General features: G+C 68.9%; 21 protein-coding genes and 1 pseudogene. 11 read left to right on the forward strand and 11 right to left on the reverse strand.

All coding sequences use genetic code 11. From position 1 onward, the window contains the following. Positions 1-12: 12 nt before the first annotated feature. Positions 13-399, forward strand: a complete 387-nt coding sequence (locus tag ACFY1L_RS49805) for a hypothetical protein (RefSeq protein ID WP_388841512.1) — start codon at positions 13-15, stop codon at positions 397-399. A gap of 285 nt (positions 400-684) precedes the next feature. On the opposite strand, the gene ACFY1L_RS49810 is transcribed toward ACFY1L_RS49805, so the two are convergent. Beyond that, complete coding sequence (locus tag ACFY1L_RS49810) at positions 685-1,767, reverse strand: DUF5937 family protein (RefSeq protein WP_388841515.1); 1,083 nt, start codon at positions 1,765-1,767, stop codon at positions 685-687. A 150-nt stretch (positions 1,768-1,917) separates the two neighbouring features. On the opposite strand from ACFY1L_RS49810, the gene ACFY1L_RS49815 reads away from it, so the two are divergent. The 6 genes from ACFY1L_RS49815 (at position 1,918) to ACFY1L_RS49840 (ending at position 8,888) form a co-directional block, all read left to right on the forward strand. Further along, the gene (locus tag ACFY1L_RS49815; RefSeq protein ID WP_388841517.1) at positions 1,918-2,679 is read left to right on the forward strand and encodes an amino acid ABC transporter permease; all 762 of its coding nucleotides are present in this window, start codon (positions 1,918-1,920) and stop codon (positions 2,677-2,679) included. A 3-nt stretch (positions 2,680-2,682) separates the two neighbouring features. After that, complete coding sequence (locus tag ACFY1L_RS49820; protein ID WP_388841520.1) at positions 2,683-3,468, forward strand: amino acid ABC transporter ATP-binding protein; 786 nt, start codon at positions 2,683-2,685, stop codon at positions 3,466-3,468. 90 nt (positions 3,469-3,558) lie between these two features. Continuing rightward, positions 3,559-4,431: a substrate-binding periplasmic protein gene (locus tag ACFY1L_RS49825; protein WP_388841523.1), complete on the forward strand. Its 873-nt coding sequence runs from the start codon at positions 3,559-3,561 to the stop codon at positions 4,429-4,431. Continuing rightward, positions 4,431-6,326: a CocE/NonD family hydrolase gene (locus ACFY1L_RS49830; protein WP_388841526.1), complete on the forward strand. Its 1,896-nt coding sequence runs from the start codon at positions 4,431-4,433 to the stop codon at positions 6,324-6,326. Before ACFY1L_RS49825 ends, ACFY1L_RS49830 begins: the two co-directional genes overlap by 1 nt. Further along, a complete protein-coding gene (locus ACFY1L_RS49835; RefSeq protein ID WP_388841529.1) occupies positions 6,323-7,684 on the forward strand; it encodes a CapA family protein in 1,362 nt (453 codons plus the stop codon). Before ACFY1L_RS49830 ends, ACFY1L_RS49835 begins: the two co-directional genes overlap by 4 nt. A gap of 481 nt (positions 7,685-8,165) precedes the next feature. Next, on the forward strand, positions 8,166-8,888 hold the full coding sequence (locus ACFY1L_RS49840; protein ID WP_388841532.1) for a flavodoxin family protein: 723 nt from the start codon (positions 8,166-8,168) through the stop codon (positions 8,886-8,888). Positions 8,889-8,909: 21 nt separating this feature from the next. On the opposite strand, the gene ACFY1L_RS49845 is transcribed toward ACFY1L_RS49840, so the two are convergent. From ACFY1L_RS49845 to ACFY1L_RS49870, 6 genes and pseudogenes are all read right to left on the reverse strand, one after another. Next, a complete protein-coding gene (locus ACFY1L_RS49845) occupies positions 8,910-9,263 on the reverse strand; it encodes an ASCH domain-containing protein (protein WP_388841535.1) in 354 nt (117 codons plus the stop codon). Beyond that, positions 9,260-10,374: pseudogene (locus ACFY1L_RS49850) on the reverse strand (hypothetical protein). The gene ACFY1L_RS49845 and the pseudogene ACFY1L_RS49850 overlap by 4 nt, the downstream one beginning before the upstream one ends. A 173-nt stretch (positions 10,375-10,547) precedes the next feature. Beyond that, positions 10,548-10,808, reverse strand: coding sequence for a hypothetical protein (locus ACFY1L_RS49855; RefSeq protein ID WP_388841538.1), 261 nt, complete (start codon positions 10,806-10,808; stop codon positions 10,548-10,550). Further along, positions 10,805-11,386: a dihydrofolate reductase family protein gene (locus tag ACFY1L_RS49860; protein ID WP_388841541.1), complete on the reverse strand. Its 582-nt coding sequence runs from the start codon at positions 11,384-11,386 to the stop codon at positions 10,805-10,807. Before ACFY1L_RS49860 ends, ACFY1L_RS49855 begins: the two co-directional genes overlap by 4 nt. A gap of 66 nt (positions 11,387-11,452) precedes the next feature. Continuing rightward, complete coding sequence (locus ACFY1L_RS49865; RefSeq protein WP_388841544.1) at positions 11,453-11,881, reverse strand: helix-turn-helix domain-containing protein; 429 nt, start codon at positions 11,879-11,881, stop codon at positions 11,453-11,455. Beyond that, positions 11,875-12,273 carry a DUF6597 domain-containing transcriptional factor gene (locus tag ACFY1L_RS49870; protein WP_388841547.1) on the reverse strand — a complete coding sequence of 133 codons (399 nt, stop codon included), beginning with the start codon at positions 12,271-12,273 and terminating at the stop codon, positions 11,875-11,877. Before ACFY1L_RS49870 ends, ACFY1L_RS49865 begins: the two co-directional genes overlap by 7 nt. Positions 12,274-13,783: 1,510 nt before the next feature. On the opposite strand from ACFY1L_RS49870, the gene ACFY1L_RS49875 reads away from it, so the two are divergent. The 3 genes from ACFY1L_RS49875 to ACFY1L_RS49885 all read left to right on the forward strand — a co-directional run bounded on the left by ACFY1L_RS49875 (position 13,784) and on the right by ACFY1L_RS49885 (position 15,858). Further along, on the forward strand, positions 13,784-14,122 hold the full coding sequence (locus ACFY1L_RS49875; RefSeq protein ID WP_388841549.1) for an ACT domain-containing protein: 339 nt from the start codon (positions 13,784-13,786) through the stop codon (positions 14,120-14,122). 399 nt (positions 14,123-14,521) lie between these two features. After that, complete coding sequence (locus ACFY1L_RS49880; protein WP_388841893.1) at positions 14,522-14,977, forward strand: hypothetical protein; 456 nt, start codon at positions 14,522-14,524, stop codon at positions 14,975-14,977. 98 nt (positions 14,978-15,075) lie between these two features. After that, positions 15,076-15,858, forward strand: a complete 783-nt coding sequence (locus ACFY1L_RS49885; RefSeq protein WP_388841552.1) for an SDR family NAD(P)-dependent oxidoreductase — start codon at positions 15,076-15,078, stop codon at positions 15,856-15,858. A 340-nt stretch (positions 15,859-16,198) separates the two neighbouring features. Here ACFY1L_RS49885 and ACFY1L_RS49890 read toward each other — a convergent pair whose 3' ends face one another. The 4 genes from ACFY1L_RS49890 to ACFY1L_RS49905 form a co-directional block, all read right to left on the reverse strand. Beyond that, entirely contained in the window at positions 16,199-17,653 is a 1,455-nt protein-coding gene (locus tag ACFY1L_RS49890) for a hypothetical protein (protein ID WP_388841872.1), read from the reverse strand. Between the two features lie 130 nt (positions 17,654-17,783). After that, a complete protein-coding gene (locus ACFY1L_RS49895; RefSeq protein WP_388841555.1) occupies positions 17,784-17,981 on the reverse strand; it encodes a hypothetical protein in 198 nt (65 codons plus the stop codon). Between the two features lie 674 nt (positions 17,982-18,655). Then, positions 18,656-20,803 carry an MMPL family transporter gene (locus ACFY1L_RS49900; RefSeq protein WP_388841558.1) on the reverse strand — a complete coding sequence of 716 codons (2,148 nt, stop codon included), beginning with the start codon at positions 20,801-20,803 and terminating at the stop codon, positions 18,656-18,658. Positions 20,804-21,420: 617 nt separating this feature from the next. Continuing rightward, complete coding sequence (locus tag ACFY1L_RS49905; protein ID WP_388841561.1) at positions 21,421-21,783, reverse strand: HAMP domain-containing protein; 363 nt, start codon at positions 21,781-21,783, stop codon at positions 21,421-21,423. Between the two features lie 588 nt (positions 21,784-22,371). Here ACFY1L_RS49905 and ACFY1L_RS49910 point away from each other — a divergent pair. Continuing rightward, entirely contained in the window at positions 22,372-23,661 is a 1,290-nt protein-coding gene (locus ACFY1L_RS49910) for a glycosyltransferase (protein WP_388841564.1), read from the forward strand. Positions 23,662-23,665: the final 4 nt, after the last annotated feature.

Genomic DNA, 23,665 nt, shown 5'->3' on the forward strand with positions numbered 1-23,665 from the left:
GACCGCCAGGAGATGGTGGCTCTGGACCTCCTGCGCAAGGTTCTGGGCACGGAGCAGGAGCCGGAATGGTTGCGCGATCTGCGGCACCGGCACGGCGTGGGCGCCAACGCCGTGGACGGGCTCGATCGGTTCTACGAACTGAAGACGACCTACGGACCCGAACAGGACACGGTGACCCTCACCGCGAAGGAATGCGAACGGGCCACCTCGGGAGCCGAGTTCTTCCTCGTCGTGGTGTCCGGACTCGCGGCGGACTCCGATCCCGTCCTGCGCCTCGTCCCGGACCCCCTGCACCAGCTCCGGATCCGCCCGAACAGAAACGTAGTGCTCACCGGGATCAAACAGTCTGGAAGCGTCATTGTCGAATTCGGCGCAAGCGAGGGGCCGGAGCTTTCTTGACTCTCCTTACTGGGACAGTAAGCCGAGCAGGCGGCGCAGGACCACGGCCTCGCCCGTGCTCGTTGGTGCAGTGCACGGCAAGTATTTTCGGGGTGCAGCAATGAATGGACGTCAGTTCCTCAATTCCACCACTTCGCTGACCTGGGGAAATGCGATACAGGAGTAGGAGCGGCCGACGATGCCGGGTTGGTCTGGCCCGGCATCGACGATTCGTCGCCGTCTCGCATGCCCCAACCGGCCGGTGTGCGAAGACGAAACCGTGCGGCCGTTCGTCGGCACCGGCCTTCAGCGGATGATCGAGGTCAGCACGTCCACGCCCAGATGCATGAGGCGGTCGGTGTCCAACCGGTGGTAGATCTGTCGGCCGTCCCTCCGGGAGGTCAGCAGGCCCACCTCGCGCAGCCGTCCGAGGTGCCGGGAGACCTGGGGCAGGGTCATCCCGGTCCGTACGGCCAGGTCGGACGTGGTGATCGGTTCGTTCACCAGGTGCCGGCACAGCGACAGTCGGGCGGGGTCGGAGAGGATCGCCAGTCTGAGCCGTACCTGTGCCAGCGTGGCCCGTTCCACTTGAGCCGTGTTCTCGACGGGGAAGTGCACGACGAGCGGGTACGGCGGATCGTCCTTGACGATCAGATGCGGTCGGGAGTGCGCGGACGGTACGAGCAGGCAGCGACGGCCGCGCAGGTCGGCCCGTAGCGACTGCAGCTTGTCGTAGACGACAGCCGGCGGGTTGTTGCGGACGACGGCGTTCGGGCTGAGTGAGGCCAGTGCCTCGGGGAGCGGCAGTGCCTGGACCCGGGCCCGCAGGCGGGTGCATTCACTCTCCAGCCGGTGCTGTACCCGCGCCCATTCGGCGTCGAAGAACTCGGCGGCGCAGCGCCGCAGCAGCTCCAGCAGCCCTGTTCGCATCCGCTCCGGGGCCTGGAGCAGGCTACGGGCCAACTCACCGCGGCTGAACGAGCGCCGTTCGCTGGAGACCGTGTAGGCGTCGCGGACCGCTTCGTCGGTGAGCAGGTCGCGGGTGTCGAAGACGCCGCCGTGCACACTCGGGGCGACGCCCAGCACGAAGTCGTCCAGCGGGAGCGCCTCCAGACGGTCGAGTTCCTGCTCCAACGTCCGTCCCAAGGGTGGTTCCAGGGGCATCAGCAGACGGCAGCGGCGCCGGGTCCACAGGGGCGCGTAGACCGCGATCAGGCTCTGGGACTCCGGAGACAGATCGGTGCGTACGCGTTCCAGCCACGGGCGTACGTCGAGGTGGTGCTCGGGCTCGGCGATCGAGTGGAGGCATGCCATCAGCTCGGCCAGCGGTGAGAGGCCGACGGCCACGTCCGCCGGAACCGCGCCCTGCAAGGTGATGACCACGGCCATGCGGCGCAGCGTACAGCGGATGATTGTCGCGTGTGCGGTAAGCATTGCCGCCGCTGTCGGTTGGCCGACCTAGGCTGCGTCCAATTCCCGCCGCTCAGAGCAGTCGTCGATTCCGCTCCGAGCAGTCCGAGCAGCGAGAGGCTCCGGCCGATGCACCTTTTTCTGCAGACGTTCTTCAACCCCGACGAACTACTCAAGGCGTTCCCCGTCCTGCTGACCGAGGGCCTGCGCAACACCCTGCTGATCGCCGGGCTGGCGATCGTCTTCGGTGTCGTGCTCGGCGTGCTGCTCGCGATGCTGCTGTTGTCGCACCGCCGGTGGGTGCGGCTGCCTGCACGGATCTACGTCGACGTGTTCCGCGGTCTTCCGGCGATCGTGACCGTCAGCCTGGTCGGCCTGGGCCTGCCGTCGGCCGGGATCCGGCCGTTCGGCCGGGATCCGCTCGGGTACGCGGTCCTCGCCATCGGCCTCATATCGGCGGCCTACCTGGCGGAGATCTTCCGGTCCGGCATCCAGGCCGTTCCGGCCGGGCAGCTCAGCGCGGCCCGCAGCCTGGGCATGTCCTATCTCACCGCGATGCGGGTGATCGTCGTTCCGCAGGGCGTACGGAACGTGCTGCCCGCGCTGGCCGGCCAGTTCATCATCGACATCAAGGAGAGCGCGCTGGTGTATCTGCTCGGGCTCGGCCTCGGGCAGCGCGAGCTCTACTTCATCGCGCAGGAGCGGCAGGCGGCGACGTACAACTCCTCCGCGCTCGTGGCCGCCGGTGCCTGCTATCTGATGCTCACGATCCCGCTCACCTTCCTGGTCAACCGGCTGGACCTGCGCCTGCGCACCGGCGGGCGGAAGACGAACAAACCCGCGGCAACTCCGGCTGTGGGCACGCCCGCCCCGTCCGTGATGGAGGTCTGAACCATGGCCAAGACGCTGTCCGAGAAGAACTCCCTTACCGACCAGGCGGGGACGGCCACCGCGGCGGCGGTCGCCGTGCGCGACCTGCACAAGCGCTATGGCGAGGTGGAGGTCCTGCGTGGTGTGGATCTCGATGTCGCCGCGGGCGAGACCGTGTGTGTCATCGGCCGGTCCGGTTCGGGCAAGTCCACCCTCCTGAAGTGTATGAACCTGCTGGAGCCGCCGACGGCGGGCGAGATCCGCCTGGGCGGCGACCTGATCACCGGTCCCGGTGTGGACGTCGACGCGATCCGCACCCGGGTGGGCATGGTCTTCCAGCACTTCAACCTGTTCCCGCACCTGAGTGTCCTGCACAACGTGACCGTGGCCCTCCGCAAGGTCCGCAGGATGGGCAGGGAGGCGGCCGACACCGCCGCCATGACCCAGCTGGATCGGCTCGGCCTCGCGGGCCTGGCCCACTCCCGGCCGAGTCAGCTCTCGGGCGGTCAGCAGCAGCGGGTGGCGATCGCACGCGCACTGGCGATGGAGCCCGAGGTCATGCTGTTCGACGAGGCCACCTCCGCGCTGGACCCCGAGCTCGTCAAGGACGTGCTCGACGTCATGCGGCTGCTCGCCACGTCCGGCATGACGATGATCGCCGTCACCCACGAGATCGGCTTCGCCCGTGAGGTCGCGGACCGGGTGATCTTCATGGACGAGGGTCGCATCGCCGAGTCGGGCCCCGCCCGTCAGACCCTGGAAGACCCTGAGACGGCCCGCCTGGGCGAGTTCCTCGCCCGCGTCCTCTGAAGCGCCGCTTCTCCGAGCCCCGCCCCCGTACCGCCCATCCCCGTACCGCCCACCCCCGTACCATCCACCCCTCGCCAAGGAGACCCTTCCATGTCCGTATCGTCCCGTAATGTTCTCGGCCGTCGCAGACTGCTCGCCCTCGCCGCCCTCTCCGGTCTCGTCCTCCCGCTCGCCGGCTGCGGGGGCAGCGGCAGCGCGGACACCGGCAAGGCAGCGAACCCATACGGTCTGATCGAGGCCGGCACCATCAGATCCGCCACCCAGACCGGCCAGCCACCCTTCGCCTACGCCGAGGACTCGGGCAAGCCCGCCGGTTTCATCGTCGACGTCACCGACGAGGCCGCGAAGCGTCTCGGACTCAAGGTCGACTACAAGTCGACGTCCGTCACCGGATCGCTGGCCGGCCTGACCGCCGGTCAGTACGACCTGGCCTCCTCCGGGCTCGGGGTCACCGCCGAGCGGCAGAAGAGCGTCGACTTCACCAAGCCGCTGTTCTGGAGCACCGTGACCGTCCTGACGACCTCGAAGAGCAAGATCTCCACCTTCGATGGCTTCAACGGCAAGCGCGTCGGCGTGGTGACCGGATCCTCGCAGGAGGCTCAACTGCCCACCCGGATACCCAAGGCGCAGCCGGTCCGCTTCCAGGCCCAGAACGCGGCCGTGAGCCAGCTGCTCAACGGCAGTATCGACGCCTTCCTGGTCGGAGGTCCGGATGCCACGGAGTTCATGAAGCAGTACAAGGGCCTACGCCAGGCGGTGTCCGCGCCGGTGGACCACCCGACCTCGATGGCGGTGCCCAAGAAGCACACCGCTTTCCTCAAGGCCCTCGACAAGGAGATCGGCGCCATGGTCGCGGACGGCACCTACGCCAAGCTGTACCGCAAGTACTTCAACACCCAGCCGCAGCCCGAACTCCTCGCCGCATGGCCCGCGTTGAAGTCCCAGTTCCCCGGAGCCAAGTGATGCCCACAAGCGACGACGAGTGGCAGCGGGTACCGCTGCCCGGTGGGCGGGCGTGCTGGCGGCGGGTGTTGCGGACGACGGTGCGGGACGGCGTCGTGCTCGTCGCGGACGTCTACGCCGACCGGCCCGACCCGGGACCAGGGCCGGTCATCCTGGAGCGCACGCCGTACGGCCGCCGTGCCGCACGCACCTCCGACGGCGCCCTCGGCGGCGAGAACCCCCCGGCGCCCGAGACCGCGGCCGAGGTGTTCACCCGGGGCGGGTACCGGATCGTACGCCAGGACTGCCGGGGCAGGGGCGACTCCGAGGGCACCTTCGTCAAGTACCTGAACGAGGCCACCGACGGCTACGACACCGTCGAGTGGATCGCCCAACAGCCCTGGTGCGACGGCCGGGTCGCGACCATGGGCGTCTCCTACTCCGCGCACGCCCAGGCCGCTCTCGCCTCGCTGGGCGCACCGCACCTGGCCGCGATGTTCCTCGACTCCGGCGGCTTCGCCAGCGCCTATGAGGCAGGCACCCGGATGGGCGGGGCCTTCGAACTCAAGCAGGCCACCTGGGCGTTCCACCGGGCCAAGGTGAGCGAGACGGTGCGCACCGATCCGGTCCTGCGCGCCTCGCTGGAGTCGGAGGACCTGAGCGCCTGGTTCGCCCGCATGCCGTGGCGGCGCGGGGCGAGCCCGCTCCGCTTCGTCCCGGAGTACGAGGACTACCTCCTCGAACAGTGGGAGAACGGCGCGTTCGGCCCGTACTGGCAGCAGCCGGGCATCTACGCCCGCGGCTTCTACGACGACTTCCCGGACGTGCCGAGCCTGCACATGTCCAGCTGGTACGACCCCTACGTCCGCACCGCCACCGAGAACTTCCACGAACTCGGCCGGAAGAAGCACAGCCCGGCCTATCTGGTGCTCGGCCCGTGGACCCACGGCGGGCGCAGCCGAAGCTTCGCCGGCGACGTCGACTTCGGCCCGCAGGCCCGCCTGGACGGCAGCCTCGCCGAGCACTACGCGGCGATGCGGCTGAGCTGGTTCGACGCACACCTCGGGCCGGCGGGTATGGCGGAACCGCCGCCCGTGGTGCGCTACTTCCTCATGGGCGGTGGCTCCGGCCGGCGCACCGCCGAGGGGCGGCTCGATCACGGCGGCCGCTGGTGCACGGCGACCTCCTGGCCGCCCGAGGAGAGCGCGAACCTCACCCTCGTCCTCGGCGCCGCGGGAACGCTCGCGACGGCCTCCGACACGTGCGACGCCCAAGGCTCCTTCCTGGAATACGACTTCGATCCCCGCGACCCGGTGCCGACCCTCGGCGGCCAGGTCACCTCCGGCGAACCGGTGATGAGCGGCGGCGCCTTCCACCAGCACCCCGACGACCGGTTCTTCGGCGTGACCGAGCCGCACCTGCCCCTCGACAGCAGACCCGACGTGCTGGTGTTCCAGACCCCGCCACTGACCGAGGACCTGGCGGTCGCCGGACCGGTCAGCGTGCACCTCACGGTGTCGTCCACCGCCCGCGACACCGACTTCACGGTCAAGCTCATCGACGTCCATCCGCCGAGCGAGGACTATCCGCAGGGTTTCGCGATGAACCTCACCGACGGCATCCTGCGCTGCCGCTACCGCAACTCCTTCAGCCATCCGGAACTGATGACGCCTGGGGAGACGTACGAGATCACGGTGGAGGCGCCGGACACGGCGAACCTGTTCCTGGCCGGCCACCGGCTGCGGCTCGACGTCAGCTCCAGCAACTTCCCGCGTTTCGACGTCAATTCCAACACCGGCGGTACGGAGGTCGGCGAGCGGCGCAAGGTCGTCGCCACCAACCGTGTCCACACGGGCGGCCGTTCCTGGCTGACGCTGTCCGTGCTCTGCCCGAAGCCCGAAGGACGCCACGCATGACCGACGGAAAGCTGTCACCCTCCTGGCGCCAGGCCAATGTGCGTGACGGCTTCACCCTGGCCGCCGTCGGTGACCTGGTCGTGGACGACGCGCTCGCCGCGCTCCTGGAAGCCCGCTCGCCCCGCCTGCTGGAACTTCTGCGGTCGGCGGACGTGACCTTCGGCAACTTCGAGAGCACGGCCGTCGACCTGACGGAGTTCGACGGCTGGCCCGAAGCCGAGTCCGGCGGATCCTGGCTGATCAGCAGCGCGCGGGTGCCCGCGGATCTCCGCCGGATCGGGTTCGACCTGATGGCCAGGGCCAACAACCACACCACCGACTGGGGCGTGGCCGGCATGCGCTCCACCGACCGGCTGCTCACCGAGGCGGGCATCGTCCACGCCGGCACCGGCGACACCCTCGCCGACGCGCGTTCACCACGCTTCCTCACCACCCGCGCCGGCCGTGTCTCCCTGGTCTCCGTAGCCTCCCGCTTCGAGCCCATGTCCCGGGCCGCCGACCCCCTCGGCCGCGTCCCCGGCCGCCCCGGCGTCAGCGCCCTGCGCACCACCCGGCATGTGCTCGTCCCGGCCCAGCGCCTGCGCGAACTCGCCCTGATCCGCGACGCGTTGCCGCCCGGCTCGGTCCGCGCCTCCGTCCTCGAGGCCGACCGCAGGGACGACACCGTCACCCTCTTCGGCACCCGCTACGCGGCCAAACCCGGTCCCGAGCCCCACGCCGACGCCGTGGAGTTCCGCTTCTCCGTGCACGAGTCGGACCGCCGCCAGGTGCTGCACACCGTCCGACAGGCCAAACAGACCTCCGACTTCACGATCGCCACGATGCACACGCACGAGCCGGGCAACTACAGCCAGGAACCCCCCGACTTCCTTCCGCTCATCGCCCGCGAGGCGATCGACAACGGCGCCGACGCGTTCCTCGGCCACGGCCCCCACCAGCTCCGCGGCATCGAGGTGTACCGATGCCGCCCGATCTTCTACTCCCTCGGCAACTTCGTCTTCATGGAGAACACTCAGCAGCCGCTGACCCAGGGCGCCTACGACAAGGACGGCAGTCGAGGGCACGAGACCGAGGCCGAGTTCCTGGAACGCAAACGGGTTCACGGTGTCTTCGGCGAGCAGATCTGGTACGAGTCCGTAGTGGCGGTCAGCTGCTTCGACCACGACGGCACCCTCCGGGCCGTGGAACTGCATCCGATCGAACTGCACTGGGACGGCCCGCGCGATGCCGACCGCGGCATCCCGCGGCTCGCCGACCCACCGACCGCAGAGCGCATCCTGCGACGCCTGCAACGACTCTCCAAACCGTTCGGCACGGAGATCGCCATCCGGGAGGGCGTCGGCCACCTCAGCCTCTGATCCGTCGATGTGCGGCCTGACCGACAGCAGGCCGGCGGAAGGCACACAGCCTCGGTAAGGCCCGAACTTGATCTCTGGTCGCGCTGTTCAGCGGACGTGCGGGCGGCCACCGCCCGATCCATGCGCTGCAACCCAAGAGGCATAAAGGTTCGTACGGTCGAGGGTGACGGCCGAGCTGTAGGGGGGTGCATGAGCGATAGCCAGGTCACGATCAACCTCATGAGCGACGCGGCACGGGTGCTGTCATCGCCGGGACATTGGACAAGGCACTTCCCGAGCTGCTCGCGGCTGACTATGACCAGGGTGGGCGTGGGACGTGAGGGGAAAAGGTGAGTCGGCTCTCGATACCGGAGAGCACATGACATGGGTCGGAATGGTGACGTACGAGGAGCAACGCGCGACACGGAGAGATCCACGCGAGAAGCTGCGGCTGAGCCCGTCCGCGCCCGGACGAACCGCCCTGTCGCGCCAAGGAGCCGCCGTGAATGTCACCGACGACAGCTACCGCTTCGACGACCTCACCGCCCTGTTCGTCAACTGCACGCTGAAACCGTCGCCCCAGGTCAGCCACACTCAGGGGCTGATCGACAAGAGCGCGGCGATCATGATGTCGCGCGGGGTCACCACGTTCGAGGTCCGGGCCGTCGACCACGACATCGCCCCCGGGATCTATCCGGACATGACCGAGCACGGGTTCGCTGCGGACGAGTGGCCCGGGCTGTACGAGCAGGTGATGGCCGCCGACATCCTCGTGCTCGCCGGGCCCATCTGGCTGGGTGACAACAGCTCGGTGACGAAGAAGGTCATCGAACGGCTCTACAGCTGCTCGGGCCTGCTCAACTCCGAGGGACAGTACGCCTATTACGGCCGTGTCGGGGGCTGTCTGATCACTGGCAACGAGGACGGTGTGAAGCATTGCGCGATGAACATCCTCTACAGCCTCCAGCACCTCGGCTACACGATCCCGCCCCAGGCAGACGCCGGCTGGATCGGCCCGGCGGGCCCCGGGCCGTCGTATCTGGACCCGGGCTCGGGCGGACCGGAGAACGACTTCACCAACCGCAACACCACCTTCATGACCTGGAACCTGATGCACCTGGCGGCCATGCTCAAGCACGCCAAGGGCATCCCCGCCCACGGCAACCAGCGCTCCGAGTGGGAGGCGGGCTGTCGCTTCGACGCACCCAACCCCGACTACCGCTGAGCTCGATCCTCGGGTGTGGGTTCAGTTGTGGAGCTCGATTTGGATGGCCAGGGTGCCGAGGGCTTCCTTCTCCGGCGGGTAGATCGCTCGGATTTTGGCCAGTTGCTCGTCGCGGGTGGCGGTCGGGTTGATGGCCTCCGGCCCTTCGTCGTCGAGCAGGGCTTCGAAGTCGGGATGTTCGGTGACCCGTTTGACCTTGACCTCGCAGGTCTCGTCGGTTCCCTTGATCCGGAAGCGGATGATGTCTCCGGCGGTGAGGTCGGCGAGGTGCGGGTATTTCACCCGCACCTCAATGGTTTTGGTGCCCGCGGCGACGAGGTCGAAGTACTGGCGATACAGGTTGAGTTCGCGGACGCGGGCGGTGTTGTCGTTCATGCGGCGGGGATGCTCCTGGGGGCCGGTGCGGTGATCAGGCGACCGATCTCGGCCGCGGAGTACGAGCGGAAGAAGTGCCGGGGATCGGACAGCAAGGTCTTGGCTATGGCCAGCAGTTGGTCGGCGTAGTCGGTGACGCTGCCGGGCCACTGCCGGACGTCGAGCATCCAGCCGGCGGCCCCCTTGGGCAAGGGGGCGTGGCCTTCGCGGATAAGGGACTTGGACAGCTTCGCACCGGTGTCGGTGACCACCTGCGGGCAGAACAGGCGGGCGGGGAGCTGGGTCCGGGTGAGGCCAACCGCTTCGAGGGCCTCGTCGACGAGGAGGGAGCCGAAGACCCAGTCGCCGCCCTTGACCATGATGTGCAGGGTGCCGCCGGTCGGCGTGCCGGTGAGGGCGAGTTCCTTGACGAGGTTGCGGTAGAGGGTGGCCAGGTCGAGGTAGGCGCCGGCGGTGGGCGTGACGGTGGAGCGGTAGGGGCCGTGGTGGAGGCAGACGGCGGCGACCTTGGCGATTTCCCGGTCGGTGAGGTAGACGCGGGTGCGTTCGGCGTGTTTCTCGGCCCAGCCGCAGCCCGCCCGTGGGCAGGGGATACGGAGGTGCGGGGAGCCGGTGGAGGGAGCGAGCCACCAGCGGGCGGCGTCCATGCGCGGCAGGAGCCGCAGCCAGGTGTGGCGGAAGTGTTCGCCGGCTGCTGCTGGGTGTAGGTCTCGACGCGGTACGGGATGCCCAGGCGCCGGGACAGCGCCGTGAACAAGGGTTGGTACAGGGCGCCGACGAGATCGGTCAGGGACTGGTCGCCGAGGGCCTGGGCGTAGGCGCGCTGGTAGCGGTGACCGCTTGCCGGGTCAGTGGTCAGCTCGTAGGGGGCGTTGTCGAGGGCGCTGAAAAGGACCTCGGTGGGCAGGCCGAAGCGGTCGCGTAGACGGGCGGCCGTGGCGAAGGCCAGGGACTGCACGAGTGAGGTGCCGATGTGCGGAGCGCCGTTGATCTGCGTGCCGACGACCAGCACGATCCGCTCGGGTGGGGTGGCCAGGATGCGTGGGGTGAGGACGTCTTCTGCGCGGTGGAGGGCGGGGAGGCGTGTCGGTCGACGCGCGGTCAGGCTGATATGTGCGGGTTGGGTACCGCATGACCGGGTGTGCGTCGGGAGTGCTCCGCGGGTCTAGGGTCGAGCGTGGCCACGTCGGCTGTGGACGAGACTGCTCATTGCTGTGCCGCGGGTCCTCCTCGCGCTGTCTGTCCAACGCCGGTCTCCCACCGGCTGTTTGTCGGGCCGTGCGGTCAGGACGGCTCGTCCATGAAGGCAAGGCTCCAGCACCATCCGGCCAGTTCGCGGGCGACGGCCACGGCAGCGATAGTGGGCCGCTTGTCACGGGCGTCGAATCGCTTCCACCGCTGATGCAGGCGCCGGTTGCCCCGCTCGGCCCGGTCCCGGACGGCGGGCGGCTGAGCGGCCAGGGACAGCGATGCGCAAACGCAGCCGGAGGCCCGATCTTGTGTCACCGTTCGCAGTGCTTCGCGTACCCCGCTCAGATCGGTCAACGGCGCACCCGATAGCGCAGGTGAAGCACCCGGTTGCTCTGAATCACCACGTCAGGATCCTCCAACAGGTGCTGCGCGTGGACCGACCCGAAGTAGCGCTTGCCGGAGCCGAGTACGACGGGTACGACGTCCATGCGCACCTCGTCGACCAGGCCCGCGGCAAGCGCCTGGCCGCCGACGTCGCCGGCGGCGACCTCGACGATGCGGTCGCCCGCAAGCTCCTGCGCCTTGGCCACGGCTGCCTCGACGCCGTCGACGAAGTGAAACGGCGCCTTGGGGTCCCAGCCCTCGGGCTGCGGCCGGTGCGTCACGACGACCACGTGGTCGATCCCGCTCGGAGGCGTCCCGCCCCAGCCGTCCGTCAGGTCGAAGACGTGGCGGCCGCAGATGGTCACCCCGATCTGGTCCCAGTACGGCCGGATGTAGTCATAGGACGTCTGCGACACCTTCAGCACGCCGCTCTCGTCCAACGGGACATCACCGGTGGACAACCAGTCGAACAGCGGTCCGGGCTGGTCGTTCTCGTCCGCGACGAAGCCGTCCACCGACACCGAGCTGTACATGACCACCTTGCCCACGGGCCTCTCCCTTGCCTTGGGGTGCCCCCAAATTAGCGTGTCGTGAGCTGTCGCTGTTGTAAGAAATCAATCGGCCGGCAGCGGCCAGTTGTCCAGCACGTGGCCGGGATGTTCGCGCAGGAACTGCCGCCGGACCTCGACGTACCGGGTCGGCGTGAGCCCGGTGAACTCCCGGAACTCGTGGCCGAAGTGGGCCTGGTCGAAGTAGCCCGCGCTACTGGCGAGGTCGGCCCAGTCGATCGGTTCGGCGGGGTTGATCGAGAGCACGGTGGTGGCGAAGCGGTAATTGCGGGCCAGCCGCTTCGGCGTGACGCCGATGAGCTCTTTGAACCGCTGTGTCAGATGAGTGCTGCTGACACCGGCTGCCACCCTCAGTTCGTCGATCGCCACCGCCCCGCTGGTCGCCGCGATGACGCCGCTCGTGTGGCGGACCAGCCCCAGGCCGGCGGTGTCGCGCAGCCGTCGCAGTAGCTCCTCCTCGAGCAGCGTCAGCATCTGGCGCGGTCCGTCCGCCGTGGCCAGCCGGTCCCGAAGCTCAGAATGGCGCGCCGGCCCCAAACCTGCTCTATCGTCACCGGCCGGTCACACAGCTCGGCCGCGGGCATCGGCAGGAACGGTGCCAGACCCCACGGCTTGACGTGCACGCCGACTGACCGGGTCCCCGGCGGATAGCCGAACTCGAAGGCGCGGGTGGGCGTGGTGACCACGCAGCCGTCGGCGTACTCGGCCGTCTCGATATCGGTGCCGGCGCGGATGCGGAACGGCGCCCCGAGGTTGACGATGAGCAGCGCCGCCGGGCTCGGCGGCAGCGTCAGCCGGGCGTACGGCGGCGCACCCTCCAGGTAGTAGAGGTCGTCGATCAGCCCGTCCAGCGGCGGTCGTGGCATTCTGGACACGTACTCCACGCCCCCAGTATCGGCGATGCCCCGCCGGCATCGCGCGCCGGAATGGTCCAGCCGCGCTGCCGCCAGCATCGAGCCGGCGCCGAGAGGCGTAGGCCGGTGCGCCGAGCGGCCGGGGCGCCCCCCTGTGGGCCCGCGCCGGTCGTCAGGGCGCAAAAGCCCCGGCTGGACGGGGGAGGCCAGCCGGGGCCGTAAGGCGGTGACGTGCGGAGGGCGGTCGCCTCTCGGCGCAAGGCTCCATGGGGCTTCAGCCGGACGATCGTCCCCATGGGCTATAGGTGAGGCCCGGGGACACAGTCCCCTCCGCGGTCACATACTGATGAACCATCAACCACCTCTGGTTGTTCCGCTGTTGCCGCCACCCGCCGTGTGAACCGGGACACGTGCGCCGACCACGTCACCCGGCAGTCACCCGGGCGATGTGGTGCTACAGCAGGGTGGTGAGGTGGCGCAGGTCCTGGACCAGCGGCGGGCGGGGAGGGGGACGGTGCCGATCTCGGGGTGGTGGGAGCGGGTGATGTGCGGGTGGACCTGGCCGATGAGCTGGGGGGGGCGTCGGCGCGGTCGCCGCACATGTAGGTGGGTTCGAAGTGGTGGCGCAGCAGCTGGCCGCGCCAGTAGTCGGCGTCGTAGTACTCGCCGCTGTGGACGTGCTCGAGGAAGAGGCAGTACTCGGCGACCAGGTGGCCGACGCAGGCGGCGAAGCGCCACCAGGAGCGGGCGCCGCTGCAGTCGCCGGCCAGGTGTAGCAGGCAGGCGAAGACCAGGGCGCCGGTCTTGTCGGCGTACTGGCTGTCGATGAAGTCGCCGAGGTGGCGATCGGCGTCGGGGCCGGACAGCACCAGGAGGCTGACGGCGTTCAGGTGGCGCTGCCGTGCAGTCTCACGAAGGTGGCACTACAAGACGGTCGAATGCCGCTGTGGCCCTGGGGCCGCTCCACACCCCGCTTGTCCTCGGCCGGTTGCACGTGCACGCGCAGGCCGCCTCCGTGGGAGCCGGCTCGGTGCGTGTCCTGCTTGCCTCCCTGCTGTGGGGTACCACGGGCACCGCCGCCACGTTCGCCCCGGCCGTCGGACCGCTGGCGATCGGCGCCGTCACCATGGGGCTGGGCGGACTGCTCCAGGCCCTCATAGCCCTGCTCCGGATCCGCCGTGAGGCCCCGCGCCGTCGTCTCGATCGGCTCCGTGCCGCTGGCGTCCGCACTGATCGAGCGGATCGCCGGCGCTGGTGGCAGTCAGGAACTCGGTGTCGAGGGTGACGCTCGGTCCGGGCATCTGGTGATCATGAGTACAGATTGGTTCGATTGTGGCGGCTCCCGTCTGTGTCGTCCGGTGGTGCCGGCGCTCGGGATTGGTATCCCGCGATAGGAGGACTGGTGAATGCTCATGACGGCGACGGCCGAGGTAATCGCGCGGATTCTGGTCCTACGTCACCGGGTGAGCCGCGCCTGCGGCGCATGACCTCGATGCCGGCGACTCGAACTCAGAACCTACGCGTGCTCGAGGGCCGTTTCGTTCTCGGGCGGGTGTCCGACGTCCGCACGGTCGCCGCCGACTCCGACCTGCTCGCGCTGGTGCTGGGTCCGGACGGAGGTGCGGCGATGCTGCGCGACGACATGGCCGAGGGCGGATGGGTGGCGCTGTGGAACGGCGATGACGCGCACGACCCGGAGGTGACGGGGATGCTCAGCGCCATCGTCGCGCCGCTCGCCGCCAGCGGGCTCCCGGTCTGGACCGCCGCGAGCTACGACGGAGACCTCGTGCTCGTCCCGGCCGACCGGCTCGAGGAAGCCGTCGGAGTGCTTCGCCGGGCCGGCCACCAGGTGACCGTATGACTGAGTTGAGTCAGGACAAGCGTAGAAGCCTTCGCGCAGTGGTCACCTGCCGATCAACGGTCTGAGCCTCTACCACGAGGTGTATGGGGAGCTCGGCACGTCGAGAACGGCTCCTTTGCTGCTCATCTCTGGCGCGCACATGGCCACCGACTTGATGGAGCCATGGGTGTCTGCCTTCGCGGGCACGCGCACCGTGATCGTCTTCCATCAGCAGGGGCACGGCCGCACGCCGGACGCGCCGCGCGAGCTGTCCTAGCCGCATTTCGCCGACGATGCCGCGAGATTGCTGCGCGCGCTGAGGGTCGAGTGTGCGGACGTGATGGGCTACTCACAAGGCGGTGGGGTCGCGCTGCAGCTCGCGCTCCGGCATCCGACGCTGGTCAACAAACTGGTCACGCTGTGGCCGCCTACCGCAGGGACGGCTGGTATCCGGCGGTGGTGGAGAGCGCCGAGAATTCGGAGAACAGCACGCCGTGGGCCGGTACGCCCGTCGAGAAGGCGTTCTTGGCGCACACGCCGGACGCCACGGCGTTGGCGGTCTACCTCGAGAAGATGAGGGTCTTCGGTAACAACGACCAGTACATCAGCGACGAGGAGATGCGATCGATCTCTGCGAAGACGATGGTCATCGCCGGTGATACGGATGACGTGAGGCCGGAGCATACGCCGGCGATGTTCAGGCTGCGCGGCGGTGGCGATGCGACCGCGGCATTGTCGCGGGCAGGGGGTCCGGCCGCGCGCTTGGTGATTCTGCCGACGACGCATGTCGGCATCTTCTGGGAGTCAGCCGTACTGGTGCCGATGGTGAGCGCGTTCCTCGATGATGTGACGCCTACGACGCCAGATCTCTTCTAGGCTGACAGGTACCCCGTCGACTCGGCGCCCCGGTTGTCGTCGCCGGTGTTCGGATCACCCGTCCTGCCTTCGCCGTTCATTGCCCGGAGGGCGTGCTGATGCAGCGTGAGACACCGGAGCGGGCTCGTCTGGTCGGCAAGGTCGTGCTGGTTATCGGCGCCACCTCCGGGATCGGCGCCATGGTGACGCGGCGCGTTGCGGCGGAGGGTGCGGCGGTCGTCGCGGCCGGGAGGCGCACTGAACTCGGCGAACACCTCGTCACGGAGGTCCGGGCCGGCGGTGGTGAAGCACTGTTCGTCACCTGTGACGCGACCGTGGAGGACGATGTGGCCGCTGCCGTGCATGCCGCTTGCGCCACGTTCGGTCATCTCCACGGCGCGGTCAACAACGCCGGCGGTGTCGTCGCCCCGGGACCGCTCGACCAGGTCTCGGGCCGGGCCTGGCACGAGGAGTTGGAGCTGAACCTGACAACCGCGTTCTACGGCCTCAAGCACCAGATCCCCGCGATCGTCGCAAGCGGCGGCGGGTCCATCGTCACCAATGCTTCGACAGCCGGGGTGGCTGCCGTACCAGGTCTGGGTCCCTACAGCGCCGCCAAGCACGGCGTCGTCGGCCTGAGCAGATCCGCGGCGCTGGAATGCGCCGACCGAGGCGTGCGGGTCAACACCCTGGTGACTGGCAACGTCGACACGCCGCTGTACCGCCGGCTGCTCGGCGCCTCCCCACACCAACCCATCACTGAACTCGACGCACCCAACCCCACCGGCCGCGTCGCCACCCCCGACGAGATCGCCGGACTCGTCGCCTTCCTGCTCAGCGACGAAGCCTCCTTCATCACCGGCGCGGCGCTGCCCATCGATGGCGGGGCAACTGCCCAGTGAACTGTGCCCCTCGACAAGATCGCGTCCATCCAGCGTGAAACATGGTTCACCTGGGTCCTCCACCGATGCCAAGGCCCGCCGGATCGCCACGGTCCTCGTCGGCAGGGGTGAGGGCGACTGCGAGGAGATCTCCTACCCGTCCACGATCCAGGCCGACGCGGGAGAGACCCTCGACCTGACCGCTGGCCCGCAGCCACGGGAACGAGGAGTTCCCCGAGGAGGACCGAACCCGCTGGCCACCCGGCGAACTGAGACCACGCACCCACGTCCCGTGGCGAGACTCGCGTCCGAGTGGGGCCCAGTTTGCTGGCCAACAGCACACGACCCAGTGGGGTGGTCCTCAGGGAGCGATGCCGACGCCGTCGATCCGGCTCCAGGTCTTTTCCTGGGCAGCGGTCATGGCAGGCCATTTCAGGCCGCCCGGCCGAGGGTTGACTCGTGAGGCGTAGGGGGTCGGGCGGAAGTCCGGGTTGTAGAAGCAGCCGGTGCCGTATGTGCGGTCGAACGCCGGGCAAGATGCTGCGATCGTCTGCGGGGTGGGCTTCCTGCCGGTACGCACCCACCGGTCAAGTGTTGTGATCGAGTTGGCGTATTCGGCGTTGCTCAACTCACTGTGCTCGCTCTCCCCGGTGAAAGTCTGCACGAGGTACCGGTCCCGGTGCGCACCTTCGAGGGTGGCGCGGTAGGCCGCCTCGTGTTCCACGAACGCCGTCGGGTCGTCGATCGCGTGCATCGTCAGAATGGGGATCGACACCTTCCCGGTGAGGTCGCTGTCGTAGGACAGATCGCGCACGGCGGTCGGATCGGCAGTGAATCGCTCGACGCCGGCGTTGAGGGCCTTGTCGTCGTGCGAGCCGGAGTACCACACGCCCTCGTTGCTGAACGGGTTGCGGCCGCCGAGGCGGTTGGTCACGATGTCGCGGAACGTGAACGTCGCGAACCGCAGATGAGACTCCAGGGTGCGTTCCGGAATCCCGGTCACGGCCAGGATGTCGTCGAGATTGCGCTGCTGCAGCGCGGTTCGATCCTGCGGGGCCGATGCGTATCCGGTGCATTCCTGCAGCCGGGCGCGCAGCCCGGTGGTGGTCATCGTCGAGTCGGCACGCAGGCCCTCCCACAGCGGGTACTGCGGTTCCGTCGGGCGGGGATGGTTGTGGCAGTAGTACTGGTAAACCACACGCAGGTCGACGCGGTAGTCGTAGCCGCGCGACCCGCCCGCCAGGACACCGCTTGTCAGCAGAGCGCCGTCGTACGGTCCGTGCTTCGAACCGTACATTTCAACCACCTTGGCGGCGACGTCTCCGCCCCAGGACTGTCCATGCACGTACGTTCGTTTCGGCGTGCCGAACTCCTTCACGAACAGGCGCCGCACGTTCTCGGTGTCCTTGGCGGCCATCCGAGTTCCGTAGCCGCCGCGGCGATACGACGAACCGGCCCAGGCATAACCCTCCTTCACCATCACCGCCCAGCGGTCCAGGTCTCCGATGCTGCGTTGGGGGTCCGAGCCGTCGCCGAGGTCGGGGCCGCCGTGCGCATGCACGACGAGCGAGCCGTTCCACGTCTTGGGGATGGCGATGGCGTAGTACGCGGCGTTGCTGTCCTGGCCGGTGTAGCACGTGGCCGTTCCTGACAGGCTTGCCGGGCAGGCGGTGATCACCGGATTGTCCGGGTCGGCGTGAGCGGTCGGCGCGCTCGTGAGGGCGCCGACCGCGACCGTGGCAATGCAGGCGGCCAGCCCCACCCGACGCTGCGTACCGGAGCGCAGCCATCGGGGGATGTGCGCAAGCGTTCTCAGACTGTCCAAGGCGCGACTCCTTGTCCTCACACGGCGCACCGTTGCGCTGCGCGGAGGATGCTAAGGATGAGCAGGAGGCAAAGCTACGGCCGTGATCATTGCGGTCATAGTGTTCGCACGGGTGCTGGGCTCAGCTGCCGTGCAAGGGGTTGTGGATCACTTTCAGCGGCAGAGTCACGAGGGGCACCACAATCGCGATCATGAACGGCGGGACGACGAGTTCGAGGACCACTTCGTCGACGACGTCATCGTGGAGGACATAGGCGAAGGCACCGACGGATGGGAGTTCCCCGGCGCCTCGTGCTCCGTCGAAATCCGGTAGCAGCACGCACGAAGCAGTTGAACCGGTCGGGCCCCTTGCCCACGACAGTCCTGGACGCCCTGGGCTTGGTCCATGGTCGCGGCCACCTGAAGCCCTGCTGCGTGGTCCACAGCGATTGCGGAAGCGCATGCATGTCGGCCTAATTTCTCGCCCGGATATGGGAGTTGGGCCTGCGGCAGAGCTGCGGACGCACCGGATGATGCTTCGAGGACGCCGCCGCGGACAGCTTCTGGGCCCTGCTCGAGGAGGAGATCGGTGCCCGCACCTGGCCCGAAGGGGCGCCACCGCTCGCGCCGAGGGCCTCAACTGTCGAGTTGCCGGGGTGGTGGATGCTGTCCTTGGCTGCGGTGTGGTGGGGCAGATTTCCGGCGTGGAGGGGGCGGGCTGCTTGGGCGGGCCGGCCGGTCGGTCGGTGAGCCGGCTGCGTTGTGGTACTGACGGTGCGGGACCGGACGTGGGGGCTGTCGTCGTGTGTGCGGGCGTGGCAGGCGGCACGGCCGCGGGCATCACCGCACTCATGCAATGCGGCAAGGGCGATGGTCGTCCCTTCTGCGGATGTCTTCGAGCAGGCAGACGCGAGCTGCGGGTGCCGTGCGGGCATTGTGCCGGGTGTACTGCCAGGGTGGCTGCGATCCGCCGTTGCATGGCAAGGTCCGGTCGGTGATCCGGGGGCTGATGGGTCAGCCCACGGGTGTCTTCGAGGCGGGCTGTGCCTGTTCTGGGTGGGGGTGGGACGGTTGGACGCGCAGGGGACGGGCTGCCCAGCCCGGGAGGTACCAGTTCCACGAGCCGAACAATGAGACGAGCGAGGGTACGAGCAGCATCCGCACGATGGTCGCGTCCAGGAGGATGCCGAAGCCGAGGCCGGTGGCCAGGGTCTTGAGGTCGGTGCCGGGGCCGGAAGCGAGCGCGGCGAAGGCGAGGAAGAGGATCAGCGCTGCGCTGGTGACGAGCCGGCCCGTACGGCCGACACCCTCGATGACGGCGGCGTTGGTCGATCGCGGGGTGTCGTACTCCTCGCGGATGCGGGACAGGATGAACACCTCGTAGTCCATCGACAGGCCGAACAGGAATGCGAAGACCATGAGGGGGATCCAGAACGTGATGGCGCCGGTGGCCTCGATGCCGAAGATCGCGTTGGAGCCGTGACCGTCCTGCCAGAAGATCACCATCAGGCCGAGTGTCGCGGCGAGCGAGATCAGGTTGAGCAGCACCGCCTTGAGGGGCAGTAGCAGCGAGCGGAAGGCGCGCACCAGCAGCACGTACGTCAGCAGCGTGATGATCGTGAGCATCAGCGGGAAGTTGCCGTAGACGGCGTGCATGAAGTCGATCTGGGCCGCCCCGATGCCGGCGACGCCGACGACCCCGGGAAGGTCGTCCGTGGCGTGCTTGACCCGCTTGACCACGCCAATGCTCTGCGAGTTCACGGTCTCGTCGTCCGGGATGACCACGACGATGCTCTGTCCGCCCCGGTTGCCGGCCGGCCCGGAGGGCACGAGCGCCCGCTTCACACCGTCGACCTTGGCCAGCTCGGCGGCAACGGGCTGCGCCTGGTCGGTGCGGACCAGGACCTCCATCGGGGTCAGCACACCGGTCGGGACACCGCCACGTTCCAACGTGGTCAGGGTCTCGTACGCCGGGCCGTTCTTGGCCAGTGATTCCGAGGAGGCGAGGCCGATCTTGACACCGAAAAAGACCCCGATCAGGGCCGCCAGCGCGGCGAGCGCGACGCCGGCCGCGATCCAGCGGTGCCGCACCACGGCGGCGGTCCACCGGCTCCAGGCGCGGCTTGCCCGGTTCTCGTGACGGATCTTGGGCCAGTCGACCCGCGGTCCGATGCCGCCCAGAATCGCCGGCGTGAGGGTCAGCGTCGTCAGCACGCTCGCCAGCGGGATGAGCGCCCCGCCGTAGCCCATGCTGCGCATGAACGGCACCGGGAGGACGACCAGGGCGAGCAGGCCGATGGCCACCGTCACGCCGCTGAACACCACCGCATGCCCGGCCCGTTCCATCGCGACCACGACCGCTTCGTGGTTGTCCCGGCCGTGGTCGCGCTCCTCGCGCCAGCGGGTGACGAACAGCAGCGAGTAGTCGATGGCCACACCCAGTCCGATGAGGGCGACCAGGAACTGCACGATGAACGACACGTCGGTGGCGTAGGTGAGCGGCAGCAGCATCACGAAGGTCGCAAGGATCGACACCGCTGCTACCACCAGCGGCAGCAGGGCGAGGAAGGAGGCGAAGACGAAGGCGAGCACGGCGAGGGCGCCGACGGCACCGAGGAGAGTCTCGCCGAGCACTCCCGGCCCTCCACTGTCATCGCCTCCGGAGGCCAGAACGTCCTCACCCGTCACTCCGACCGTCGCGCCGGAGGACGTGGCCTTCTCGGCCGCGGAGCGGATCGGCTCGGTCAACAGCTTCTGACTCGGTGACGGGTTGAATCGGTAGAACACCAGCGCATAGGCGGTGCGGTCGTCTTTGGTCCGGAAGGCCTTGTCACCGGTGTTCGCCTCGTCGATCACCCGCACATTCGGGACCGCGTCGCCGACTGCCGTGAACACCCGGCCGACGTCGGCCTCGTGACCGGAGATCGTTTGCCCGGCCGGGAGCGTGACCGAGACCAGGTACGGGCTGGTGTCGCCGCCGCTGCCGAAGGCGTGCTCGATCTTGTGCGCCGTCACAGTGCCAGGCTGGCCGGGCAGCGAGAAGTCGATCGTCATCCGATCCGTCGTCCGTCCGGCCAGCAACACGCCTGCGATCAGCACCAGGCCCCAAAACCCCACAATCGCCTTGCGATGCCGCAGAACGAACTCGGCCCACCGTCGCATACCGGCCACCCCCATGGCGTAGGTTGCGCGAGTCTAGCCCTCCGTCCCCTTCCTCCGCCATCAGGTAGATCGATGCGATTTGCTCCCCTCGGGCGGTAGTGATGGCCGCCGTCACAGGCGTCGCTCTCGAGGTGCCCAGGCCATCGCGTCGGTGCGGTAGCGTCCATCGGCTCCGGCGGTCCTCAACCAACAGCCCTTTGGGGTTTGACTGCCAGACCATTGGGACGCACTGGGCTTTGCCTCTCGGCGACGGCCGAACTCTGGCTCTTCCAAGATTTCCGAGAAACCGATCACGGGGCTGCCAGGGCCGTGACTCTGTGTTGTCGGCGGTCTGCAGCGACTCCCGTCGTGCCCAGAGAGATGTGGCAGGGCACGTCCGCAGGAGTGGGCATGCGGACGTTGCGCAGCAGCTTGCCGAGCAGACTCCGGAGCTGGGTCGCGTCCCCGAGGACCGTCACGTCCGGCTCGATGCGCGCCCTCGGCAGGACGTGACGGCTCGACGGCCGCGGCGTCGAGGCAGCAGTCGCGTACGAGCCGGCTCAGTTCCACCAGCTCCAGATCCGCCTCGTCCTCCTCGTCGAAGCGGGCGAGCATGAGCAGCGACTCGACCAGCCGCGTCATGCGATGGATCTCGGCGAGATGCGCTCCACCGCCTCGTTCACCGCAGCCCGGTCTGGCAGGGCGCCGCTCTGGTACAACTCGGCGTATCCGCACAGGGATTGGAGCGGCGGGCGCAGTTCGTGCGAAGCATCCGCCACGAACCGCCGCATCCGGTCCTCGGACCGCTCGCGGGCGGCGAGCGCCTCCTGGATCTGGTCGAGCATCCCGTTCAACGCCTCGGCGAGGCGTCCGACCTCGGTGGTCGGCGAGGAGGAGGCCTCGGCCAGCCGCTGGGCGAAGTCGCCGGCGGCGATGGCGTCCGCCGCGCACCCAGCCCGCTCCAGCGGGCGCAGTTCCCGTCGTACGACTGTCGCGCTCACCAGGGCTACACCGGGGTCGTTCTGGTGCAGGGCGGCGAGTTCGCGGTTGTCCCGACCGCCGAGCGGATGGCCGACGTGGTGATGGACCTGCCGGGCGTGGCCGCGGCAAGGAAGGGAGCCTCACGTGACGCTCCCCCCAGGAGGAGCCCGCCCGGCCGCGCCCAAGACGCCCGTCCGGCGCGCCTCGCTGGTCGTGACTCGGTTTTGCCTAACGACCGGAACACGACTCGGCGCTGTGCGGGATCCGGGCTTCCCGGGGCTCGTCGGCGCCTCACGGATGTCGTTCCTCGGCACTCTGCTCGGTGACGCCGACCCGGCGGGCGTGCCGCCGGTCGGGGCGGGAGGCGGCCCCGGGCTGTCTCCCGCCCTCCGCCGCTTCGGGGGCCTGGTGCGTGCGGGTGCTGCGGAACACCCTGGTGCGGCCGTGGTCCCGGCGAAATGGGAGCACTTTCAGCCATTGATCTGACTCCCCGTCAGTTCTCGGTATTCTCCCCCGACCCCCACAGGCGAGACGGCAACAGTGAGGCCGCGGCCCTGGACCAGGGCCTGTGAGCCGCAGTCTGCCGTCCCCTCATGCCTGAGGAAGCCATGACTCCCACCCCCCACCTCACCCAACTCGCCGCCCGCGTGGAGCGTCCCGCCCCCTTCCAGCCCGTAGAACGTTCGCTTCTCCCACACGCCGGCACCGCGACGGTGGACATCGTCGTTCCGGTCTACAACGAGGAACGAGCCCTGCCCGGGTGTCTGCGCACGCTCCACGCCCGCCTGTCCCAGGGCTTCCCCTTCCCCTGGCGGATCACCGTCGCCGACAACGCCAGCACGGACGAAACCCTCGCCACCGCCCGCCGCCTCGCGGACGAGCTGCCCGGCGTCGGCGTCGTCCACCTGGACCGCAAGGGGCGCGGACTCGCGCTGCGCACCGTCTGGGGCGCCAGCGACGCGGACATCGTGGCGTACATGGACGTGGACCTCTCCACCGGCCTCGACGGACTGCTCCCGCTGGTCGCGCCCCTGGCCAGCGGCCACTCGGACCTCGCGATCGGCTCCCGGCTGGCCCCCGGCGCACGCACGGTGCGCGGGCCGCGCCGCGAGTTCATCTCCCGCTCCTACAACGGCATCATCCGGCTCACCCACGGAGTCCGCTTCACCGACGCCCAGTGCGGATTCAAGGCGGCCCGCACGGACGTGCTCCGGCCACTGCTGGAAGTGACCCGCGACGACGCATGGTTCTTCGACACCGAACTGCTCCTGCTCGCCGAGCACAACGGACTGCGTATCCACGAGGTCCCGGTCGACTGGGTCGAGGACGTCGACACCCGGGTGGATGTGGTGAGCACCGCCAGGGAAGACCTGCGGGGCCTGTGGCGGATGGCGAGGCTCAAGGCGTCCGGTGCCGCCCGGGTCGAGGTGCGGACGCGTCCCGAGCCGGCCGCCGAACACCCCGACGCCGTCCTCGCCCCCTCCACACGACGGGGTGTGCTGTCGTGGGAGGTCGGCTGCTTCCTCGCGATCGGTGTCGTCTCCACGGTCGGACAGGCCTTGCTGTACTGGCTGTTGCGCGGTTGGTGGTCTCCGGCTGTCGCCAACCTGATCTCGCTGTTCGCCCTTACCGTCCTCAATACCGAGGCGAACCGCCGCCTCACCTTCCGGTACTCCACCACCTCGCCCGCACGTGCGCACCTCGGTGCCGGGGGTCTGTTCGTCCTCGGCTATCTGGTCACCTCCGCGGCGGTGCTGTGGTTCAAGTGGCTCGATCCCGGTGCCTCACCGGCCGCGGAGACCGCGGTCCTCGCCACGGCATCCGTCGCGGTCACCTGCGTGCGCTTCGCCGTGCTGCGGATGGCCGTCTTCGCCGACCCCCGTAGCCGTACCCGTTGATGAG

It is taken from the genome of Streptomyces sp. NPDC001663, assembly GCF_042893105.1.
Lineage (GTDB): Bacteria > Actinomycetota > Actinomycetes > Streptomycetales > Streptomycetaceae > Streptomyces.